This is a genomic window from Aliikangiella aequoris, from assembly GCF_053709105.1.
The window spans coordinates 1,241,970-1,263,178 of the sequence record NZ_CM132298.1; the positions used below are offsets into that span (position 1 = coordinate 1,241,970).

At 40.6% G+C, this 21,209-nt stretch carries 18 protein-coding genes; 8 read left to right on the plus strand and 10 right to left on the minus strand.

Annotated elements, in window-relative coordinates:
* Nucleotides 1–337: 337 nt before the first annotated feature.
* The gene (locus ACUR5C_RS05490; protein WP_454467354.1) at nucleotides 338–1,783 is read right to left on the minus strand and encodes an OmpA family protein; all 1,446 of its coding nucleotides are present in this window, start codon (nucleotides 1,781–1,783) and stop codon (nucleotides 338–340) included.
* Nucleotides 1,784–2,026: 243 nt separating this feature from the next.
* On the opposite strand from ACUR5C_RS05490, the gene ACUR5C_RS05495 reads away from it, so the two are divergent.
* Nucleotides 2,027–2,467, plus strand: coding sequence for an FAD synthase family protein (locus tag ACUR5C_RS05495; protein WP_454467355.1), 441 nt, complete (start codon nucleotides 2,027–2,029; stop codon nucleotides 2,465–2,467).
* A 175-nt stretch (nucleotides 2,468–2,642) separates the two neighbouring features.
* Here the strand turns inward: ACUR5C_RS05495 and ppsR are convergent, their stop codons facing one another.
* Complete coding sequence (ppsR, locus tag ACUR5C_RS05500) at nucleotides 2,643–3,461, minus strand: posphoenolpyruvate synthetase regulatory kinase/phosphorylase PpsR (RefSeq protein ID WP_454467356.1); 819 nt, start codon at nucleotides 3,459–3,461, stop codon at nucleotides 2,643–2,645.
* Nucleotides 3,462–3,586: 125 nt separating this feature from the next.
* Between ppsR and ppsA the strand changes: the two genes are divergently transcribed.
* Both ppsA and ACUR5C_RS05510 read left to right on the plus strand, forming a co-directional pair.
* On the plus strand, nucleotides 3,587–5,962 hold the full coding sequence (gene ppsA / locus ACUR5C_RS05505; RefSeq protein WP_454467357.1) for a phosphoenolpyruvate synthase: 2,376 nt from the start codon (nucleotides 3,587–3,589) through the stop codon (nucleotides 5,960–5,962).
* Nucleotides 5,963–6,067: 105 nt separating this feature from the next.
* Entirely contained in the window at nucleotides 6,068–6,958 is an 891-nt protein-coding gene (locus ACUR5C_RS05510; RefSeq protein WP_454467358.1) for a fatty acid desaturase, read from the plus strand.
* Nucleotides 6,959–6,968: 10 nt separating this feature from the next.
* Here the strand turns inward: ACUR5C_RS05510 and ACUR5C_RS05515 are convergent, their stop codons facing one another.
* A complete protein-coding gene (locus tag ACUR5C_RS05515; protein ID WP_454467359.1) occupies nucleotides 6,969–7,868 on the minus strand; it encodes a flagellar protein MotY in 900 nt (299 codons plus the stop codon).
* 265 nt (nucleotides 7,869–8,133) lie between these two features.
* Between ACUR5C_RS05515 and rnt the strand changes: the two genes are divergently transcribed.
* On the plus strand, nucleotides 8,134–8,742 hold the full coding sequence (gene rnt / locus ACUR5C_RS05520) for a ribonuclease T (RefSeq protein ID WP_454467866.1): 609 nt from the start codon (nucleotides 8,134–8,136) through the stop codon (nucleotides 8,740–8,742).
* Between the two features lie 95 nt (nucleotides 8,743–8,837).
* Here rnt and flgN read toward each other — a convergent pair whose 3' ends face one another.
* Genes flgN through flgA form a run of 3 tightly spaced genes read right to left on the minus strand, consistent with a single transcriptional unit; the run spans nucleotide 8,838 to nucleotide 10,429 of the window.
* On the minus strand, nucleotides 8,838–9,299 hold the full coding sequence (flgN, locus tag ACUR5C_RS05525; RefSeq protein WP_454467360.1) for a flagellar export chaperone FlgN: 462 nt from the start codon (nucleotides 9,297–9,299) through the stop codon (nucleotides 8,838–8,840).
* A 50-nt stretch (nucleotides 9,300–9,349) separates the two neighbouring features.
* Entirely contained in the window at nucleotides 9,350–9,652 is a 303-nt protein-coding gene (gene flgM / locus ACUR5C_RS05530; protein ID WP_454467361.1) for a flagellar biosynthesis anti-sigma factor FlgM, read from the minus strand.
* A gap of 9 nt (nucleotides 9,653–9,661) precedes the next feature.
* Nucleotides 9,662–10,429 (minus strand): flagellar basal body P-ring formation chaperone FlgA, encoded by a 768-nt coding sequence (gene flgA / locus ACUR5C_RS05535; protein WP_454467362.1) that lies wholly within the window; start codon nucleotides 10,427–10,429, stop codon nucleotides 9,662–9,664.
* A gap of 199 nt (nucleotides 10,430–10,628) precedes the next feature.
* Between flgA and ACUR5C_RS05540 the strand changes: the two genes are divergently transcribed.
* The 4 genes from ACUR5C_RS05540 (at nucleotide 10,629) to ACUR5C_RS05555 (ending at nucleotide 14,644) form a co-directional block, all read left to right on the plus strand.
* Nucleotides 10,629–11,555 (plus strand): chemotaxis protein, encoded by a 927-nt coding sequence (locus tag ACUR5C_RS05540; RefSeq protein WP_454467363.1) that lies wholly within the window; start codon nucleotides 10,629–10,631, stop codon nucleotides 11,553–11,555.
* Between the two features lie 16 nt (nucleotides 11,556–11,571).
* Entirely contained in the window at nucleotides 11,572–12,378 is an 807-nt protein-coding gene (locus ACUR5C_RS05545; protein ID WP_454467364.1) for a CheR family methyltransferase, read from the plus strand.
* A 454-nt stretch (nucleotides 12,379–12,832) separates the two neighbouring features.
* Nucleotides 12,833–13,234 carry a group II truncated hemoglobin gene (locus tag ACUR5C_RS05550; RefSeq protein ID WP_454467365.1) on the plus strand — a complete coding sequence of 134 codons (402 nt, stop codon included), beginning with the start codon at nucleotides 12,833–12,835 and terminating at the stop codon, nucleotides 13,232–13,234.
* Nucleotides 13,235–13,270: 36 nt separating this feature from the next.
* Nucleotides 13,271–14,644: a B-box zinc finger protein gene (locus ACUR5C_RS05555; RefSeq protein ID WP_454467366.1), complete on the plus strand. Its 1,374-nt coding sequence runs from the start codon at nucleotides 13,271–13,273 to the stop codon at nucleotides 14,642–14,644.
* A 34-nt stretch (nucleotides 14,645–14,678) separates the two neighbouring features.
* On the opposite strand, the gene ACUR5C_RS05560 is transcribed toward ACUR5C_RS05555, so the two are convergent.
* From ACUR5C_RS05560 to ACUR5C_RS05575, 4 genes are all read right to left on the minus strand, one after another.
* Nucleotides 14,679–15,257: a hypothetical protein gene (locus ACUR5C_RS05560; RefSeq protein ID WP_454467367.1), complete on the minus strand. Its 579-nt coding sequence runs from the start codon at nucleotides 15,255–15,257 to the stop codon at nucleotides 14,679–14,681.
* Between the two features lie 131 nt (nucleotides 15,258–15,388).
* A complete protein-coding gene (locus ACUR5C_RS05565) occupies nucleotides 15,389–16,987 on the minus strand; it encodes a hypothetical protein (RefSeq protein WP_454467368.1) in 1,599 nt (532 codons plus the stop codon).
* 13 nt (nucleotides 16,988–17,000) lie between these two features.
* Nucleotides 17,001–19,475 carry a LamG domain-containing protein gene (locus tag ACUR5C_RS05570; RefSeq protein ID WP_454467369.1) on the minus strand — a complete coding sequence of 825 codons (2,475 nt, stop codon included), beginning with the start codon at nucleotides 19,473–19,475 and terminating at the stop codon, nucleotides 17,001–17,003.
* A 2-nt stretch (nucleotides 19,476–19,477) separates the two neighbouring features.
* Nucleotides 19,478–20,707, minus strand: a complete 1,230-nt coding sequence (locus ACUR5C_RS05575; protein ID WP_454467370.1) for a hypothetical protein — start codon at nucleotides 20,705–20,707, stop codon at nucleotides 19,478–19,480.
* Between the last annotated feature and the right edge of the window lie 502 nt (nucleotides 20,708–21,209).

A 21,209-nucleotide genomic window follows, 5' to 3' on the forward strand; every position in this document is an offset into this window, starting at 1 on the left:
CTTGGGGTTGGCTAAATTATGTATAAATTGTACAGGGTAAAACAACACGAGTGCATCGTGCTAACTGGCGGGGGGCGATTGCGTATTTGGGAGGATTACAAGGGTATTAAATCGGGTTAGTCGCAGCAGTCAGTTATAACCTGATTAAAATTGGAGAAAATTGGTAAAGCCTAGATAAGCCGTTTGTTTGCTCATTACTCATAGCAGAGATTTGCCTTAACCAGTATTGCAGCTGTTACCAGCCTGGCTTTCTCGCATTCACTCATTTAAACACACTAGTTGCAAATAATGGCCTTTGTTGCGACTAGTGTGCTTTCATTAAAGTTTTTCTATCGGGCTATAAATTATCAGAGCGTAAAACCAGTTCAACTCTGCGATTTTGCTCTCGGCCAGTTTCAGTCAGATTATTGGCTGCAGGTACTAGTTCTCCGGCGCTACCACTTGTGAGCTGTTTTTTATTCACTTTATACTGCTTGACTAGCAAGTCTACAACGCGGCTTGCTCGCTTGTTAGCGAGGTTATAGTTATATGCTTGCGCGCCCTTATCGTCAGTGTGGCCTATCACATAAAAAAGTTTGTCGGGCTGGCTTTTAACATACTGAGCGACTTGTTTTAATACTGGATCTGACTCTTTTAGCAAGTCGTCACTGTCGTATTTAAACAACAACCCATCTAACGCTATGTGTCCGTGTTGCTCAATTCCATTTGTTAGCGCTTCTAGGTCAATACTAATTCTTTCATTGTTTAAGGCGCTTTCTTCGACTAAGTGAACGTTTGCCCACAGGCCACCAGTGTATCCAATGACATAGATACTCGCCCATATGTTGCCTTGCGCACGCTCTAGTTTTGCGAGCAAATATTTCTGGCTATTATTTGAGCCAATGTCCACAAGCGAATTGATAGCGTGAGCAAATTTTTTGTGACTACCGCATTGATTTCCTTCACAGGCAGTTATTTGAGTAAACCCGGCCTTGGTGAGAGCGTTCTGATAGTTTTTGACTACTTCCGCTTCTGAATATTCTCTCGGTAGCTGATAACCTATGCGGGTTGTTTTACCACTGACTTGCGTTTTTTTGTAGCTGCCTTTGGTAATTTCCGAAACAAGGTGATTTTCTAGGAAACCTTGTGCTTGGTATTTGGTGATAACACTTTTGGGCAAGCGAGTCAGTAGCGGATGATCTTTAGATCCTTTTTTATCTTTTAGAGATAGCTTTGATATTTTTAATTCTTCGGTCGCTTTGTCTAAAAAATCTGGGTTCAGTTTTACTAAATCTAAGGGGGGTGGCGTTTTGGTTATAATATCAACTTGAACCCGGCTGAACTTGCCGGTTGAGAAAATAAGTACCGATGTATAAATCGTTGTTTTGTCCTTATTTATTTTTGCTGTCACTAAATAAGGTGATAAATGACCAACGCTAGACAGCGGTTTTACTTTATTTTGTAAACGCTTCAACTTGCCACATTCAGCTTGCTCTGCACATTGAAACAGTATCTCTCCAGCGGCACTTTTAATACTATTTAAATAGTTATTATAAATACTAACCGCTGAATCAGTTTTAGACGATGTATAATGATATCTTTCTACTTTGCCCATGACTTTTAATGTTTTGAACTGATTATTTTGTCTATCAGTAATAATCTGATAATGGTCAAAGTGCCTTAGCTGTTTTTTTTCTAGTTTAGAGTTGGGGAGCTGGCTAAATAAATCGGCTGCCACTAGATTAAAGCTAAACGCTAAAGTTAATAGGGTTAGCCATATTTTCATATGAAAGGTATTTTGCATATTTGAGTTCCTTCTACATTTCTGAGTCTAAGTTTTTGTGCTTCTTAATTAGCAACATAGTGGTGCTAAGCTTGTTGAGCTTTGGCTTTACTGAAAGGATTGTCATGCTGCCTTCAAAAAGCATTTTGTTCAAGTAAATAGATTACAAAAATACAAATCAATCTCAAAATACTCGAAAGATGCGAGTTTTTTTTAAGTGTGTATAATTCGCTCTAACTAAAATACCTTATGATTGCGGCTATAATGCCGTTTAGGATTGTGGAGTTTGCTCAAGCGATGAATGTGATTACCTTTGGAACATTTGACATGCCTCATATTGGCCATGTCAAAATACTTAATAGAGCCAAAGAGCTAGGTGATAAGCTCATTGTTGGAGTTTCGTCAGACGCCTTAAACTTTGCTAAAAAAGGCCGTAATCCAGTTTATTCTCAGCACGAAAGGATGTTTTTAGTTTCTGCTTTTAAAGGGGTTGATCAGGTTTTTCTAGAGGAGTCGCTGGAGAAAAAGCGCGATTATATCATTGAGCACAAGGCTGATATTTTAGTGATGGGCGATGATTGGGAAGGTAAGTTTGACGAGTTTTCAGATATTTGCAAAGTCGTTTACTTACCGAGAACGCCCTCAATTTCAACAACCTCTGTGATAGAAGTTGTAAAAATGAGCCGAAACCAAGAGTCCAGTTAAAATAGCGCGTGATAAGAGTTCACGCTTTCAGTTGCGCATATAAATTTCGGTATTCATTGTTCTAAGCCTTTAACCTTGGCGTTTCATTAAGTGTTTACAGCCAGCTTACGTCTCCCTGAAGGCAGGGGAGGCCGTTAGCCACCAGCAACTCAGTCAATTCTCTAAATCTAAATGGCTAAAATACTTTACGCTTAATTCCCGTAGTCGCCAGTATTTTGGTGGCTAATTCTTCTACTGACCGCCGCGTAGTGTTTAAACTAGGTATTTTTTCTCGCCGATACAAGGCTTCTACCTCTCGTACTTCGTATTTACACTGGTTTAACGAAGCATAACGAGAGTTAGCTTTACGTTCGGTTCTTATTTCGTGAAGTCGACTTGGATTGATAGTCAGTCCAAATATCTTTTGTTTATATTTCTTAAGCGTAGGCGGTAATGTCAGCTTTTCCATATCATCTTCAGTGAAGGGGTAGTTTGCCGCTTTTATGCCAAACTGCATTGCCATATAAAGGGATGTGGGAGTCTTACCACAGCGTGAAACGCCGACCAATATAACATCGGCTTGGTCGTAGTGGCGAGTAGTGATGCCATCGTCGTTATTTAACGCAAAGTTAACTGACTCAATTCGAGAGTCATAGGCTTTACCATTAGCTAATGAGTGAGTTTTACCCACTCTAAAGCCTGAAGTTTCGCCTAACTCTGTTTCTAAAGGCCCAATAAAGGTGTGGAAAAAGTCTAAAACAAGGGCGCCGCTAGACTGAATAACCTTGCGAATTTCTGGGGTAACTATGGTGTCGAACACTATCGGCCGCAATTCTGCTTCTTCTCCAGCCGCTTTAATTAGCTCGCAAGCCTCGTTGGCTTTTTTGATTGAATCGATAAACGGCAGGGTAGTTTCGTCAAATTCGACCCCTTCAAACTGAGAAAGTAGCGATTGACCGAACATTTCGGCCGTTATTCCGGTTCTATCTGATATAAAAAACACCTTCCGTTTCATATTTTCGCGCCCTTGCAGTAAAATACCCATACTTTGATTTGAATGAATTTAACCACGCGAACGAAAAATCGGCAAGGTTGTCGCATTTTTAATGAATAAATTCACCACTTTAGGAGAGATAAGCTGTGCAAGACTACGTACTTTGGTATAACGGATTAGGGATGAACGACGTTGAGCGAGTTGGCGGAAAGAACGCCTCGCTAGGTGAAATGATCAGCAATCTTAGCAATATGGGGGTTAGTGTACCAAACGGCTTTGCAACAACTGCCGACGCGTTTAGGGATTTTATGGCGCAAAGTGGTCTGCATGACAAAATTCAAGCTGAACTTGATGTTTTGGATGTTGAAGATGTCGATACTTTGGCTAAAGTTGGCGCTAAAATTCGTCAGTGGGTTATCGAAACGCCATTTCAGCCTGCATTAGAAGAAGCCATAGAAAAAGCTTATATTGAGCTAAAAGGTGACTCTAACGAAGAGTTTGCTGTGGCTGTCCGCTCATCTGCCACAGCCGAAGACTTACCTGATGCTTCGTTTGCCGGTCAGCAAGAAACCTTCTTAAACGTTCGTGGTTGGGAAAATGTTAAATTAGCATTGAAAGAAGTGTTTGCTTCTCTATTTAATGATAGAGCGATTTCTTATCGAGTACATCAGGGCTTTGCCCATGCCGACGTTGCATTGAGCGCTGGTGTCCAAAAAATGGTGCGTAGTGACATCGCCTCTAGCGGTGTAATGTTTACTATAGATACCGAGTCGGGCTTTTCTGACGTGGTATTTATCACCGGTGCTTATGGTTTAGGTGAAACCGTGGTTCAAGGTGCTGTAAATCCAGATGAATTTTATGTTCATAAGCCGACTTTAAATGCTGGTAAGCCCGCTGTGGTTAGAAAAACTTTGGGCGGTAAAGCAATTAAAATGGTTTACACAGAAGATACCGGCCATGGAAAGTCTGTTGAAACAATCGAAGTAGATCCGAGTTTAAGACACCAATTTTGTATTACTCAGGACGAAGTAGAAGAGTTAGCTAAGCAAGCGATGATTATTGAGAAGCACTATCAACGTCCAATGGATATTGAGTGGGCAAAAGATGGTGCTGACGGAAAACTTTATATTGTACAAGCTCGCCCAGAAACGGTGCGTAGCCGCGATGATGGCAGAGTGATAGAACGTTACGTTTTAGACCAAACATCTGAAGTTGTAGTGACTGGTCGCGCAATCGGCCAAAAAATTGGTAAAGGTCCGGCTAAAGTAATTTCGGATTTGTCTGAAATGTCGCAAGTTCAAGATGGCGATGTTTTAGTAACCGATATGACCGACCCAGATTGGGAACCTATTATGAAGCGTGCGTCAGCTATTGTGACTAATCGTGGTGGTAGAACTTGTCACGCGGCAATTATCGCGCGTGAACTCGGTATACCGGCGGTTGTTGGTTGTGGTGACGCCACCAGTAAAATAAAAGCAGGCCAAGAAGTTACTGTTTCTTGTGCCGAGGGTGATACAGGTAATATTTATCAGGGGCTTTTAGACTTTAATGTTAATCATAGTCAAATTGATGATATGCCTGAGCTGCCATTTAAAATAATGATGAACGTTGGTAATCCAGATCGCGCTTTTGATTTTGCTCGTTTACCGCATTTTGGAATTGGTCTAGCCCGATTGGAGTTTATTATTAATCGAATGATTGGGGTTCATCCGCGTGCTTTATTAGATTTTGATAGTCTAGAAGACGAAGATCTAAAAATGACCATAGAAGAAAATATGGCAGGTTATGATTCGCCGCGAAGTTTTTATGTTGATAAGTTAGTAGAAGGTATTTCTACACTAGCGGCGGCATTTTCACCTGAAAAAGTCATAGTGAGAATGTCAGACTTTAAGTCTAATGAATACGCGAACCTTATTGGTGGGCATTTATACGAGCCAGAAGAAGAAAACCCAATGTTAGGTTTCCGTGGAGCTTCGCGGTATATTTCAAACGAATTTGAAGACTGTTTTGCCTTAGAGTGTGAGGCTATTAAGCAAGTTCGTGAAACTATGGGGTTAAGCAATGTAGAAATTATGATCCCATTTGTTCGTACCCTAGAAGAAGCTTCTCAAGTTATTGATTTATTAGCCAAATATGGTCTAAAACGGGGCGAAAACGGGCTGCGCGTTATTATGATGTGTGAGCTGCCTTCTAATGCGCTTTTAGCAGAAGAGTTTTTAGAATACTTCGATGGTTTTTCAATTGGCTCCAATGACTTAACACAATTAACTTTAGGGCTAGATAGAGATAGCGGCATCATTTCGCATCTATTTGATGAACGAAACCCTGCAATTAAAAAGCTTTTAAGTATGGCGATTCAAGCATGCCGTAAAGCTAATAAATATGTTGGAATTTGTGGTCAAGGCCCGTCTGATCACCCAGACTTAGCGCGTTGGTTAATGGAGCAGGGGATAGATAGCGTTTCGCTGAATCCAGACTCCGTTCTGGAAACTTGGTTATTCCTTGCAGGTAAAGAAAGTTAATAGCTGATTAATTACGGCAAAAAAGCGGAATTTATTTCCGCTTTTTTTTTGCCGATTGTGAGTTGTAACGCTGCAAATTTCGGTTTATCAATGGGACTAAGTTGTATGATGGAATCAGTGAAAAGGATTAACGCTAGTGGCTTGTCGGACATTGACGGAGAGGTGGTTTATGATCCTGCAAAACTGCTTTGGAATGTGAGTATTATTCTAGTTGCTGTCATTTGCGCCCCTTTTACATTTACTTGGAGTGCGTTTTTTCTATTTATTATTTCAACTTATAGTTCACTATTGGTTGGTCACAGTGTGGGTATGCATAGAATGATGATTCACCGCACGTTTGAGTGCCCTAAACCGGTGCGATGGGTATTAATTTATATTGGCGTGTTAGTTGGTATGAGTGGACCTTTCGGGATTATTAGAATTCACGATATAAGAGACTGGGCGCAAAGAAAATCAAGCTGTCCCGAGTTTTTCTCGCATAGAAAAAATTATCTGCAAGATATTTGGTGGCAGCTTACGGCCAAGTTTCGATTTAAAGAAGCACCTCAAGTTATTATCGAGCCCGAATTTGCAAACGACCGTTTTATCGTTTTTTTGGAAAAAACATGGCGTTGGCATCAACTGCCGGTAATCGCAATACTTTTCTATTGGGGTGGTTGGTCTTTTGTTGTTTGGGGCGTTTTCTTGCGCATTGCGGTTAGTATAGTAGGGCACTGGACAATTACTTATTTTTGCCATAATCCTGGGCCTGGTAGCTGGCGGGTGTTAGGTGCCGGCGTACAAGCCTCAAATATTTCTGGGTTAGGCTTGCTCACCTATGGAGAGTGCTGGCATAACAACCATCACGCTTTTCCAGAGTCGGCTAAAATTGGATTAGAAAAAGGTCAAGTCGATCCTGCTTGGTGGTTTATTTTGCTGTTAAAAAAATTAAAGCTGGCTAACAATATTCAAATGCCACGTCCTCAATCGCAATGTGAAGATCTAAAACGGGTTTAATTGCAGCAAATTAAGTTTGCGCAATTTTAATGTAAACGCGACGGTTTTGAGCTCGCCCCTTAGCGTTTCGGTTAGTTGCCGCGGGTTTTTTTTCGCCATAGTTACTGGTTTTAAATTTATCATCTGGCACGCCGTCTAACTGTAAGACTTTTTTAACCGACTGAATTCTTTTTTTAGCGAGCTTTTCATTATAGCTGCGCGAACCTTTGCTGTCGGTGTGTCCGTCAATAAAAACGACTTCAACGGAAGGATCATATTTAACGTACGCGGCTAAAGCATCTAGCTTTGCTTGGTAGTTTGGCCGAATCGAGTGTTTGTCAAAATCGAAATACAAAGTCATTCGACTTATTTGGTTTAGGTCGTATTTAACTAATGAGCTTACGCAGTCTAAAAAATCTTCATAAGCATGTCTAAACCTCACAGATGACAGGGCGACAGAAACGCGCTCGTCTGCTTTGGGGATATCTTGGTAACTAAATGTAGGAAATCTGCCTGCTTCTAGCTCGTAAAGTAACTGCCAACTGGCAATTGATTGGCTTGATATAACATAGCGGCCATCGTTGAGTTTAATTTCGCCCAATGGCTTGCTAGATCGTAGCGGTTGCCACGAAGGAGCAATCGATACCACTTGTGCGGTTTTTTCGCCCTTTAAGGGGTGGCGTTTGTAGCTTAGTAAAAAGTCTAGTTGCGATTTCTGACCAGCGCTTTGTCTAAATGCTGCTTGCCCAAATAAAGGAATGTCGTGTGAGAGGTGACATTCTAATGGGTTGCCTTCAAAGTCCCAGCTTGAGTTCTGCATGTCAGCCTCAAAGTATTTTATATTGGCTGAAACCATAAAACTTGTGAATAGGTATACAAAGGCAGCAGAAAAGAGAAAGATATTTTTAGTTGTAAAAGCCTTTTCCTTCATGGTTGCATCCTGTTTTATTGAGTATAAATAACTTTATAACGCTTTATCGGCTGTAAAAATGTCGACTTAAATTAAATTTAGGTCGCTTGGCTAATTTTTAGCTAAGGCCATTAAAGTCTAGGTTGAAACCTAAGCGCTAGAGCAAATAATCAGGCTTTGGTGCTGTTTATGGTCATGTTTCTAATCTAGTGGTAGAATCAAGATCTTCGAATTAATTATAACAATATTGGTAAGTCAACTTACCTAAGGCCTAAACATGAGCATGATGAGCCGCCGATTTAGGGGCTTTTATCCCGTAGTTGTCGATATTGAGACTGCGGGCTTTAACTGCGCGACCGATGCACTTTTAGAAATTGCGGCAGTTTCACTAAAATTTGATGATTTAGGCTTTTTAAAACCGGCCAATAAATGGCACTTTCATGTTGAACCATTTAAAGGCGCAAACATTGAACAAGCATCAATCGACTTTAACGGCATTGATCCTTTTAATCCTTTAAGAAACGCAGTGTCTGAAAAGCTGGCTTTAAGTGAAATCTTTACTGAATTAAAAGCCGAGCAAAAAGAAAATGAATGTCAGCGGTGTGTTTTGGTGGGCCATAACCCTGGTTTTGATATGGGCTTCTTAATGGCGGCAGCTAACCGAATTAAAGCAAAGCGTAACCCTTTTCATCCATTTACAACTTTCGATACAGCGACATTAGCTGGGTTAGCTTTAGGGCAAACGGTTTTAGCTAAGTCGTGCGCTGTGGCGAAAATTCCGTTTGATAATGACCAGGCCCATTCAGCTTTATATGATACTGAACGAACCGCTGAATTATTTTGTTATATAGTTAATCGCTGGAAAAAACTAGGCGGGTGGCCGCTAGGCGATTAAAGCTAAGTTAAAGTCATTTGCAGTAAATAGCAGGAACTTTTTTTAAGCAATTGAAAAGGTTTAACTGGCCACTTCTTCTTAGTCGTTTTTAACTGTTAAGCAGAAACAGAATCATTATGATAACGAACGGTGGTTCTGTTACCTTTAGCATTATATATGTTGTTGTCTGGATCGAAGCCTTTAATTAAGTTAAATGTTCTTTGACTAGAAACATTAATTAATTCGATTAATCTAGCATTAACTTCATTTTTCAGGCAGCATTTTTTTACCAGTCCCATTAACTCTTTCCAGTATCCACTTAGCTCATTACAGCTAAGACAAAATTCTGCAAATTGACCTTGAGATAAAATTTGCGTGCCTGAGTCAGACAGCATCGGCGGAACTTGATGACTGTTAATTTTTGCGACCATTTCGTCCTTTTCTTTTACGCTGCAAGAAAGGCCGTCAAAATCTCGCTTTTCTAACGCTCGTTGTTCTTGGTTTAGGCAGTCATACAATGTTTGGTAGTCTTGCTTCCAAACGTTGATAAGGGTTTTAGCTAATTGTCGGTTTTTCATTTGACTATTCCTTGGCGATTAACTTTGTATAATCGGCTAAATTGAAGTGCTTAGTAGCCTTGAAAGTTGCTTTCAAAGTCGAGCATTTTGTTAGCGACTCTTTGATATTCAATTTCATATTGCTTTTTGTCGAGCTTATCTTTAAGTGGTTCCACTCGACTTTGGTCTACTACAGGTGCGGCTTTCATTTGTTGAATTAATTGTCCTATTTGTGAGGCTTTTCCAGTTAAGCTAACAGAGTCATCTGCTTCATCTGCTGCGGTACTACCGCCAGACTGAGATTTCTTGCGTGCTTTCTCTGAACGGTTAAAATCAGCTTTTACTTGACCCGGAACGAGACTTTTAATATCCATAACCATAATCTAGTTGATTCCTGTTAAGTTAACACTGAGTTGGCTTTTAGAAGTTACTTGTGCTGCAAAAATCTTTTTAGAGCTAGAGTTTCTAACCTGTACGGACTCACCAAGCATGGCGTCACTTAATGCAACACCTTCTACGTCGACATTTAAAAACTGGCTTTTTGCTGTTACAGTCACCTTGTCTCCTCTACATACAAAACAAACACTGTCTTGAAAAACTACTGCACCTCTACGCATGTTATTTTTGGTGGTAGAGTTGATTATTTGATTAACATCTAACAAAGGGATCCTTCTGCCCGCTGTCATTTTAATTTTGCGCTGACTTACATCATTTTTTGATAACAAAGTATCGCGCGCAACATTCCGATTAAGTACCCAAGCTTGTTGAAACCAATTAATTTCTGCAGCCACATAAATTTTCCAGCTAACTGGCGCATCACATTTAACCCCAACCGTTGTTTTTCCACTGCTTCTAATTGCCTGTGGTAAAAACATTTCAAGTTGGCTGTCGCATTGCGTTAGCCGTAATCGGTTATCAATATGCCCAATTTTAATAACTATATTGGGGTTATCGGCAGCTTGTTGCTTTTCCTCAAGGAATTTTTTTGCCGCTTGGCGTATTTTTTCCACTGAGTGGACATTACTGGCTACACCGGTTTGCGCTGCATTGACGCTTGTAATACTAATAGCCAATAAAAACAATGACTTAATTAACCTTAGCAGTTTTTTGTTAAAACTGAAGTCATTTTTAAAAAATCTAATTAATTTCATGATTTTCCTGTGGTTTTTCTAAATTTGTCTATACTTAGGTTAATTATCACGGCTTACAGTTAGTAGATTATAAGCTCACTTTTTATCTCCAAGTTGGTTAAACGATTGGTTTTGAAGCGACCTTTTAAGCTAACTTAAGTTAACTAACAGCAAATATCGTGCCGTTTAGAAATTAAAATGTTTAAAAGGAAGACGTGCAATGTCTAGTATTCTTGATTCTGTCAATCAAAGAACCCAAATGGTTGGGCAAAATCGACTTGAGTTATTGCTATTTAAGTTAAAGGGCCGCCAAGTATATGGAATCAATGTATTTAAAGTTAGAGAAGTTCTGCAGTGTCCCGAGCTGACTGAGTTACCGCATCGTAACCCCGTAGTGAGGGGAGTGGCTCATATTCGTGGTGCAACAATATCGGTTATTGATTTAAGTTTAGCTGTTGGCGGACCATCACTCGGAGATGTGCGGGAATGCTTTGTAGTGATTGCAGAGTATAACCGCAAAGTTCAAGGGTTCTTGGTAAAAGCGGTAGAAAGAATCGTTAACATGAATTGGAGTGACATTCATCCACCGCCCAAAGGATCAGGTAAGTCTAGTTACTTAACTGCGGTAACAGATATAGATGGCGAGCTGGTTGAAATTATCGACGTTGAGAAAATTCTTGCAGAAATAACGCCAAACGATGCTGTAGTGAGCCAAGAGTTAGTAGAGCAGCATGCGGGTAAAGCACCATTAGATAAAGTTGTGCTTATCGCAGATGACTCTTCTGTGGCTAGAGGGCAAATAAAACGCACCGTGGAGCAGCTTGGGTTTAAAACTAAGCTATGTAAAGATGGCCGTGAGGCATTTGAGTTCTTAGAAAGCATAGTAGAAGATGGCTCTCCAGTAGAGAACGAAGTCTTAATGTTAATTTCCGATATTGAAATGCCGGAAATGGATGGTTATACCCTAACGGCAGAAATTCGTAATAATGAAAAATTAAAAGGTATGTGGGTCATGTTACATACCTCGTTAAGCGGTGTATTTAACGAAGCCATGGTGCAAAAAGTCGGAGCAAATGATTTTATTCCAAAGTTTAATCCTGATGAGCTCGCTAATGCCGTACAAAAACGTATGGATCTTGAAGATTAAATAAAAGAATTAATGAATGGAAATTTCAAATTCCGATTACGAGCGTTTTAAGGTTGTACTTGAAAAGCAAAGTGGTATTTTGCTAGGTGACAACAAACAATACCTTGTTATTAGCCGGCTAAGTAGCTTTATACAAGAGAACGGACTCACTTCAATGGGCGAGTTGCTAGACAAAGTAACGCTGCTATCCGGTAATCAACTGTTAAAGCAAGTTGTCGATAAAATGACAACCAACGAAACTCTCTGGTTTAGAGACAGCTACCCATTTGAATACTTAAAAAAAACGTTAGTTCCAGAAATAAGGCGCAATAGCCAAGGGTTAAGAATATGGTGTGCTGCTTGTTCTACCGGCCAAGAGCCATACTCGGTAGCTATGCAGTTAGAAGAAGCTGCAGCATTAACTTCTAGTGAAATTATTGCAACGGATCTATCTGAGCGAGTGCTTAATAAAGCTAAAACAGGTGTTTATCAGTCCTTAGAGTTAAATCGCGGGTTACCTAAAGATAAATTAAGTCGGTATTTTAAGCAGCTAAACCCCGATGAGTGGCAGGTTAATGAAAGGTTGCGTAGCAAAATAAAATTCCAACCACTCAACCTCTTAAACGCTCCTTATAGTTTAGGCAAGTTTGATATTATATTTTGTCGCAATGTACTGATTTATTTTTCCAATCAGAATAAAACCAAAGTCATTAATGGGTTAATAAATAACTTAAAGCCTGGTGGTTATTTATTTTTAGGTGCTTCAGAGTCCCTTACTCGTGATAGTCAAAAGCTTGAGATGGTTCGCTGCAACCCTGGACTCGTTTATAAAAAAACAATTTAAAATTTAGTGACTTTTGCTATTCAATTTTCAAAATCTATGAGCTGCTTTTTCTGCTTAGTATTTTTTGGGAAAGATAAAGGGTGTTGAATTATGACACTTTTAAGTAAGTGTTTCAGTTTGCCTTGATTGGCAAAACCGGTTAAGTATTTCCATTGTCATTAGCACCTAAATAAATCTTTATCCTAAAGCTTTTCTCAATCTAAAGTTAATTAATTATCAATCTCGCCTCAATATTACAAGACTATCTATCGCTAAAACCATAACAGGGAGTTTAAAGTTTTGGCCTTTTTTCAGCGTTTGTGATTGCTGTTTAAAAGAAGCAAATAAACCTAAATATTTTAGGGCTAAGTTTTGGTTTCTAAAAACTGCAAAAAACTGCATAATGGCAACATAATTTATCTGAGTCAGGTTTGTTCTTTAGTTGCTGCAAATAAATGAAACAAGCGAGAATTAAATGCACGAGATTTTACGATTTGGTCAATTAGACGCCTCATTTCAAGCTGCCGGTGGCGAGCAGGGGGTACGTCAACTAGTTGATGATTTTTATGACAATATGCAAAGCATTAAGCGAGCTAAGGCTATTCTAGAAATGCATCCTGCTGACTTAGAAGTTTCACGCGATAAGTTATTTCGGTTTTTGTGCGGCTGGTTAGGTGGGCCTCGCCTATTTCAAGAGAAATATGGCCCAATTAGTATTCCCAAAGTACACGCGCACTTAGCGATTGGTGAAAGTGAAAGAGATGCTTGGTTGCTTTGTATGCAGCAAGCGGTTGAAAAACAGCCATTTAGTGAAGAGTTTAAATCTTACTTTATGAAGCAAATTAGCATGCCAGCCAACCGCGTGATGAATCAATAAGTTATTGATGGTGCGAGCAAGCTTAGGGTTAAAAGAATGACAAGTCGTTGTAAATATCATAATTTGGAAGTTGCGACTTGGCGTTGTGACCACTGTAAAGTTAATTATTGTAAACAGTGTGTGGTGTTAAAGCCCGAACAGCTTATACCGCAGTGCATGTTATGCACTAAATCTTTACAGAGCTTAAGCGTGAGCAAGTCGCTGCCGAGTTTATTCCAAAATCTTTTAGGGTTACTGGCAGTAAGTGTCAAGCGACCAGTTGTTTTATTTGTTTTTGTTTTCGCTATCACTTTTTCAATTTTACCTAAGTCCGCCTTAGGATTAGTCTTTCTTGCAATATTCTCAGTGCCAGTTATTGAGTTGGCATTCGAAATAATGGAACGAATTGCTGCTGGTGAAAGACTCAAACAGTCTTTGTCATCGCTGTTAAGTTCTAAGAATAAAAATCAGTCTATTCAATTTGCGTTGATGAGTGCTTTTACCTTATATGTGGTATATCAGCTAATGCAAAGTCTACCAACTTTTGCGTTCGTATTAATCGCGCTTTTATTATTTTCTATTCCCGCTGGACTTATTATTTTAATGATGGAAAAGTCTAGTGTCGCCATGGTTAACCCGATTAAAATAGGTTTTATTATTAAAACCTTTAAAGCTAATTATCTGTTTTTATTGATGCTGTTGGCCGCAATGGGAGTGATCGCCTATCAGCAGCTTAGTAGGCAACAATCATTGGTAATGGAGACTGCCGGGTGGTTTAGTGTTTTTTATTTACTGTATAGTTTTTCTGCGTGCGCGGGATATTTAGTTTATTTGTATCATAAAGAACTCAATTTTGGGGTTGATAAACGCAGTTTGATCAACCTTGCTCAAGATCCGGTGGTGCAGTGTTTAAATGAAGTTGATATTTTCCTACATGAAGGACGTTTAGAGGAAGCCCAAACTAAATTAATATTGTTTGATCAAGAGCAAACTTTCAGCCGCAGAGTGAAAGAAAAACTTATTCTGTTATTGGCTGTTCGCGGGCAAAATCACTTCCATAATATGGCTTTAGACTACTTTCATTATTTGGTTTCTAATCAACAGCTACAGCGAGGAGCCAGTTTTTTAGTTAAATTAGAGTCGCGAGAATACCATCTCAATTTGCCAGCCGATTTATTGCTCGCTTTGTTACCTGAGTTACAATGCCATCAGCACTTTGGATTACTTTTGAAGCTTGTTGACCGATATTTAAAAACAAGCCCGTTAGCAAAAGGCTGGGAAGAGTTAACTTTTATAAAAGCTAAGGTGCTTGCAGAGTATTTAGATGATTTAGATCAAGCTAAATCGTTATTGAGGTTAATTGTAAAGCGATCAGTCGATCAAGCCAAAATCGAACAAGCTGATAATTATTTAAAAGTTGTTTGCAGTTAGCCATGATCCCCTAGTAGTGATTAGATAGAAGCGGTTAGACTTTTATTTTTTGTTGGGTGATTTTCAGTGCTTTAATGGCGTGGCTGGAAATTGAATTTTCAGCATAAAAATTAATTAAATATTTTAATTGATCACGAGCCTCAATGTAATTTTGTGATTGAATTAAAAATTCGCAGTAAAACCAAATCGCTTCTGGCGTTTGCTGTTTCTCGGGGTACTTTTGTTTCATTAGTTGAAGCGCAATTTTGGCATCTTGAGTTAGGTAAGAGCGCGCAAGGTGTTTAAATAAATTAAAAAATGCACTGTCTGGAAGTTCTGCCAAAAACGCGTGGGGCGCCTCTATGGGTTGCTGTTCTTTAAGTATTTTATAGGCTTCTATGGTTAAGTCATGCTTTTGGGGTAGCGACTGGTAGTAACTAAATAAGAAAACGCAAAGCCGGTAAAATCCTGCAGTTTGTGGGTTATTCTTAGTTAACTTAAACACTCGCTCAATTAACTCGAAGTCGGTTGGATTTTCAGATAGTAAATCTAAGAGTAAGTCTGCGGCGGCAGCTAGTTCTAAGCGGCGGACTAGAGTGCTCGCCTTATCTAAAGTTTGTCTATAATCTAACATTGCTACCCAAATTGTTAATTGTAGAGGATAACGTTAAAACGCCGCAGTAAAAGCTGCGGCGGTAAAGAATTAGCTTGCCAATTGATAGAGTGATCTCTCGGTTAGCTCGTTGTTGTCTATATTTCCCCAGTTCAGCTGCCAATAGTGCCATTCACGATACTATCGAAAGCGGTTAAACTGTCCATTAGAGAAGCGTTGCCTAAGCCGTGGTTAGGGAAAAGGTTAGCAAAATTATTTTGTTCCCCATGTAGCGCCATATAGTTAAGAATGACAGTCTCCACTAACAAGTTAGGGTTATTTGCCGCCGGTGACGAGGCGGTTTCGGTAGAGCCGTCGGAGCGCATATAACCAATTTGTTGATGAATTGCTTGCTCTTCTGGGGTGCCTCCAATTAATTCTGCGCGTCCATTAGGGTTATACACCATAAAAAACGAGCCGGCGGTGGATGAGTTATCACTCTGCCACATAAATTTGCCACGGCCTTCAGCAGTATTATCTACCACGCCGTTACTACTCACTGAACCATCACTAAAAACATACATCATTAATGGTACGCCAACTTTAGCTGCGTATTCTAAACATGCCCCCATACATCGACCAGCTCTAAAGTCTCTTACTTCGCCAGTTGAGCGGCCTTGCCCGTGATAGTCAAAACCTCCCATAGTAATCGTACCGGCTCCTGCAAAGCCATTGATGACCATTTTCATTACAGAGGCTGTTTTTCTAAACTCGCCGTCACTGTCAAACTCTGCTTGGCTGAAAATACCATTGTCGCCAACAATGTCAGGATCAAGCGCAGGGTCTAAGGTACTAGGGTCGCCGAATCTATCCGCGAGATCAGCACTTTTCACGTAACCGCAACGAACCATTTCTTTAATCACTTCGTCACTGCTGATTTGAGTGTTAACTTGGTCCATCTTTTTGTCTGACACACGATAAATTGATTCCATTACTGAAACGGCATCTTCTTGACTTAAAAGGCCAACCAAGTCACCAACGTCAACCAGTCCGGTAACATCACTGGGTCGATCAATTTTCGTGGGGCGCAAGGCTAAATCAATCATTGATGCGGGAGCCATAGAATTGCCCCCTGAGTCACTATTTCGAGAACCAATTAGCGTTAATAAGGAGCCATCTGCACCGACCTTATTAATGCCATACATAGGGTTGTGAGGGTTGTTGCCCGTGTCGTTATCGGAGCGAGCTGGAATCACCGCTCCGTTAGTATTTGCCGCAGTCGCAGCGGTTGATTTGTCCATTATACCGCGCAAAAAAGCGCTATCTGAATGAAATGCCAAACCGTAGTCTTGATTGATAAAGTCTGACAGGCCCGTTTGAGGATTCATGATTGCTGGCGTCATGTCTCCCGGCAAGCCTTGGCGGCTATAGCCCGCGGCTGATAGAAAATCCAGTTGACCACCTCGTCCTCCAATGAGCACGTTTGATCCTGCTATATTGGCACCGCCAGCTAGGTCAAAGCAAATAAAAGGGATCTTTCCTGCGCCTTGAACCGCGATGCCACAAGCGCTTTTTAATGCTTCAATGTCCGGAGATAAAGTTGCATGTGCAGTGCCAGGATTTGCAAAAAGTCCTAGAACAGAAGGGGCCATAATACTGGCTGTGCCTGCAGTAAAACCTTGCGCTATAAAGTCACGGCGCGTTGTTGGGCGCTTATGAGAGTTATGTAATAACGGAGCGTTTAGCAGTTGTTCTTTGGTATATTTTTTCATCGTCTTACTCCGGTTATTGGACTAACATAACTGCGCTACCTAAGGTAGCTGCACAAACGGCTTTAACAACAGTATTCGTTCTGTCTGCTGCGCATCCACTACCACAGGCAGTGAGTTTAGTTGTTAAGTCGGTTAGTTCCGCTTTTATATCAGCAATACTAGGTTGAGACGCTAACCCATTACCAACAACATTGCTAATAATAGGGTCGTAAATCGAATCTCGTTTGCTTTCTGAATCAAAAGCAGTATTGGCTGGCTGACTAAAGTCAAACGAGCTAAAGTAATTATCTCTTAAGGTTTCGTCTTCGACTAAAGTATTGCAATATTCTATCGCTAGTTGGGTAACACCCATTTGCTGCGCAGAAGTGAAAAAGTCAATATCTGTTAGCGTTGGAAGTTGCTGTTTAACTTGCTCGTAAGTTTGCGCAACATCTGCTTGTGCCATACTAATACCGGTCGCTTTAGACATACTGGCATGAATTTCAAAAAAGTCTCTAATACCTATTTCTGGTCTCGCTGGTAGGTCTGCGGGTACCGCAGGCGTTGGCGGAGGAGGCTCTACAAAAGGATTTTCTTGTGTAGCAATTTTTTCAAAAGTTAAGAAAAACTCATCTGCTGTAGGGCCTTTTTCTAGCGCTATGATAGTGCCTAAAGGCGAAATAACTTGACCAGAAGTTGTATCGTAACTACTTGCATTTAAATTAATTGCGAGGTTTTTGTATGCTTGTCCATTTTTAATTTCACGACCATTCACTGCGATGCGGATTTTTTCAATATCAATGTTGTCTGGTATGGTTTGATTATTTAAATTAATAAAATAGGGCTTATCAAACAGATAGCCATAACTATCCCACTGGCTCACTTCGTACACTATGTATGAGTCTGGCAAGTCAATTAAATGACTGATACTGAAAAGCATGTAAAATTTTTCGCCAACACCTACATCAAAGTTTTGGACAATTTGTTCTTGGTTTAAGGCTCTATTATGAATAGCGACCATGCGCAGAGTTCCTTGCCACAATCGATCCCCCGAAACTTCATTACCCATGACAACCGCGTAAGTGTCGTTCCAGTCGTTTAATGTACCACCGGTTTCCACTTGTTCTTGCGCAACGAGCTGACCATTCACAAATATTTTTCTTCCTTCACTCGGTGAAAAGGTCGCGACAACATGCTGTAATGCGGTTTGTAATACTTCATCTGCATTTGGCGTAGACAGCGACTCGTCACCGTTTTGATCGGTTTCGCTAGAGCGGTTTAAAAATTCATAATTATACAAAGTTTGACCGAGAGTAAAATTACGCTCGGTTGTGCCTGCAGAATAACTAACAATACCTGCTGGTCCTTCTTGAGTTACATTGGCGGGAGCAACCCATGCTTCGATTGAGTATTCACCAGTTGATTTAATCATGTCATGGAGCTTTTTCGAATTACTAGTAGAGCCTTGGGCTTTTCCATCAACAATTTGAATGCCCCAGCCGCCAACCCAGTTGTAGCTTCCGCTGAGCGTTAAATTAATTGCTGGCTCAACACCGCTGGTATCAAACGCAGTAGTGCCAGTGCCAGTTTTAAAGTTCCATAAAGCAATTACGTTAGTGTCATGTCGACCACCGCCACTGGCCACAATGCCGTCGGTGAGAAAGAGTGATTTACTAATTAATAAGTTTTCATCTACTTGAGTCAAAGGTATTTGATTCGCAAAATCAGCAATTGCGGCTTCCATTTCGGCCGAGTTACTTGTGCAATCTGACCAACAGTTATGAAATTCGCTACCTAAGCGAACGACAAATCGAGAGCTCGCAGGTGCATCTAAATTAATTCTAGCTTTGGCTGCGGCATAGGCGCTGTCTACGTCATCATTTGCAAAAAATGGCGAGATTGGATTGGCAGAGTTTTCGTTATGACAGCTTGAACAATAAGTGCCTAATAATGGATAAACAGTGGTTGCAAATAAGTCTGGTGAGTCTGGGAAGGTTTTGCTACTACCCGGATCTCTAAGCGGAGGAGGGGTTAACTCGATGGTAGTACTCCCGCCTGCAGTTTCACCAGCCCACGCAGCGATGTAATTGGTAATGGTATCAGCACAAGCAGCATCACTCGTTAGCCAACAGTTGTGTCCACCCGCAACCTTGGTGACCATTCTAGATTCGCTCGGGCGCTCTAGGTTTACAATTGTATTGGCGGCAGCATAAGCAAGATTTACGTCAGTTAAGTCGACAAACTCGGGTGCCTGTCCTTTTCCATGACACTCGCCACAGCGGTTAGTAGGCGACAAGTTATCCCAAACGTTTAACTTAAAAGCTTGAACATCTTCGGTGGCGGGTGCAGGCCCAGAATAACTAGAAGCCGGAGGTGAAGTGTCTACTGGGTTTTCTTCTACTGCAGGACCTCCACCAGAACACGCCGCTAAAATTAAGCTACCCGTCATTCCAAAAATAGCATTTTTATATTTGTTTTTTAAATGAGAGAAGTGGCTAGTTTGAGTCATTTTTATTCTCCCATGCAATAAATTGCAGATTCAGCAAAAGTTTGTTTTAGGGCAAAACCGTTTGCGACGAGCGAGTCAATCATGGCGTTAACTTGATTTCTGTCGCTGGCATTACCAGGTTTTCTTAAACAAACATTTTTAAAGACTTTTTCAACTTGGCAGCGAGCAAATTTTTGACTGTGCGCAAGCTCTTGTCCCATTGATTTTGCCCCGTTGCCTTCACCGGGCAACGCAGTATCCCAATTGACTAATTGATTTGGGCCTTTTCGCCAGTAATTAATCCAGCTATCGTCTTGGGTGACATAACCAGAAGGAAAGTTTTGGTTATTATTGAAATACTTAGAAACAACACGAGTACCAGTAACCGGATCGCTCGTACCTACATCGTTATACACTATTTGGCCATTTTCGCCGTCAGGGTCATTAGCAGTGTCATAATCAAAATCATAATAAGCTAATGACTGCACCATAGGATCCATTCCTGCGTGACAGCCATAACAGGAGTTCATAAATATGCGACTGTCTCCGCCTGGGCTTCGCGACACGTCCTGGCGAATTCTGTCTGCGGCTCTTTCAATATCTTTTAGTGGTTCTAAATCGGTGCATAATTGATTCATAAGCGTGAACCGAAACAAAGCCCTGTTGGTACCGTCGATTAAAAACGCTTTTGCAGCAGCCCGTGTTGTTAATACTCCGGCTGTTGCTTCTTGAGGGAGGCCAGTGACACTAGACTGTGTGGTCTTTTGTAAAACTTGGCTGAGCGGCAAAGCGCGCATTTCCATTTCTTCATAATGTGCATTTGAGGTATTAGAGTAATTAGGTAAGCCATTGCCAGACTGGCCAACATATAAAATGTCACCATAGAGCATAGAGCGAATATCTTCGTCGTCACGAATCATGCCAATAACCGTTGCAGTATAGTCGTTTAAAGGGGCAAATACGGTTTGTGGTTCATTAGTCCAAGGGGTGACCCAGTTTTTTAAGGTGACACTGTAAAAAGCGTCATTTTGCATTGCGGTGTAGGCGGCACCAATAGCATCATTGTTTTCGATGGCGGCTTGCATATCGTTTAAAACACTCTCGCTAGGAGGAATGCCAGCTAGCCGATCATGGATTCTTTTGGCTTGTTCTCTTGGGCCTGCATTAGAGTGAGTGCTAAAGCTAAATAGACCAACAAGTAAGACGCTACTGATTAGTGTATGCCAAGATTTAAAAGTTTTTATATTGTTCATGGTGACAACCTGAAAGTTTGTATCAGCCTAGAATGCGAGACTTCATACTGCGAGATTAAAAAAGTAACTATTTTTGCGGAAGTGAATGTGTTTATAGGTGCGAACTTAGTACATTAGCGGCTTAAGCTTCTGTGTATATCATTCATGCTCTATTTAACGCTTCACTCTTACGCTAAAGGTTTCTTTCTTGTTAGCGGTAATATCGGCTAAAGTGTAATTTACATTAACGACTTTGGCTTTGTCTTGCTAAGGCCGCTGAACCATTGACCAATACTGAGTATAACTAATAGCTAGATGAGTTTTCGTGATTCTACGCACAGAAAACCACAATTAAATTCTGCATAATACCGCTGATAGAGGCTTTTTAACCGCTGATTCCTTTAATTTGTTGTGAATGCAAATTTTGAGATTAAGTTTGTAGATTATCTATTATTAACTTATTAAGGTAGTGCTAGTTTACTTGTAAAAGCAGTGCTAGTTGCTTATTAATATCGCTATATTG

Excerpts from the sequence above, each read along its gene's own strand:
- ACUR5C_RS05490 (WP_454467354.1), bottom strand. The coding sequence starts at position 1,783 with ATGCAAAATACCTTTCATATGAAAATATGGCTAACCCTATTAACTTTA.
- ACUR5C_RS05495 (WP_454467355.1), top strand. The coding sequence starts at position 2,027 with ATGCCGTTTAGGATTGTGGAGTTTGCTCAAGCGATGAATGTGATTACC.
- ppsR (WP_454467356.1), bottom strand. The coding sequence starts at position 3,461 with ATGAAACGGAAGGTGTTTTTTATATCAGATAGAACCGGAATAACGGCC.
- ACUR5C_RS05510 (WP_454467358.1), top strand. The coding sequence starts at position 6,068 with ATGATGGAATCAGTGAAAAGGATTAACGCTAGTGGCTTGTCGGACATT.
- ACUR5C_RS05515 (WP_454467359.1), bottom strand. The coding sequence starts at position 7,868 with ATGAAGGAAAAGGCTTTTACAACTAAAAATATCTTTCTCTTTTCTGCT.
- rnt (WP_454467866.1), top strand. The coding sequence starts at position 8,134 with ATGAGCCGCCGATTTAGGGGCTTTTATCCCGTAGTTGTCGATATTGAG.
- flgN (WP_454467360.1), bottom strand. The coding sequence starts at position 9,299 with ATGAAAAACCGACAATTAGCTAAAACCCTTATCAACGTTTGGAAGCAA.
- flgM (WP_454467361.1), bottom strand. The coding sequence starts at position 9,652 with ATGGATATTAAAAGTCTCGTTCCGGGTCAAGTAAAAGCTGATTTTAAC.
- flgA (WP_454467362.1), bottom strand. The coding sequence starts at position 10,429 with ATGAAATTAATTAGATTTTTTAAAAATGACTTCAGTTTTAACAAAAAA.
- ACUR5C_RS05540 (WP_454467363.1), top strand. The coding sequence starts at position 10,629 with ATGTCTAGTATTCTTGATTCTGTCAATCAAAGAACCCAAATGGTTGGG.
- ACUR5C_RS05545 (WP_454467364.1), top strand. The coding sequence starts at position 11,572 with ATGGAAATTTCAAATTCCGATTACGAGCGTTTTAAGGTTGTACTTGAA.
- ACUR5C_RS05550 (WP_454467365.1), top strand. The coding sequence starts at position 12,833 with ATGCACGAGATTTTACGATTTGGTCAATTAGACGCCTCATTTCAAGCT.
- ACUR5C_RS05555 (WP_454467366.1), top strand. The coding sequence starts at position 13,271 with ATGACAAGTCGTTGTAAATATCATAATTTGGAAGTTGCGACTTGGCGT.
- ACUR5C_RS05560 (WP_454467367.1), bottom strand. The coding sequence starts at position 15,257 with ATGTTAGATTATAGACAAACTTTAGATAAGGCGAGCACTCTAGTCCGC.
- ACUR5C_RS05565 (WP_454467368.1), bottom strand. The coding sequence starts at position 16,987 with ATGAAAAAATATACCAAAGAACAACTGCTAAACGCTCCGTTATTACAT.
- ACUR5C_RS05570 (WP_454467369.1), bottom strand. The coding sequence starts at position 19,475 with ATGACTCAAACTAGCCACTTCTCTCATTTAAAAAACAAATATAAAAAT.
- ACUR5C_RS05575 (WP_454467370.1), bottom strand. The coding sequence starts at position 20,707 with ATGAACAATATAAAAACTTTTAAATCTTGGCATACACTAATCAGTAGC.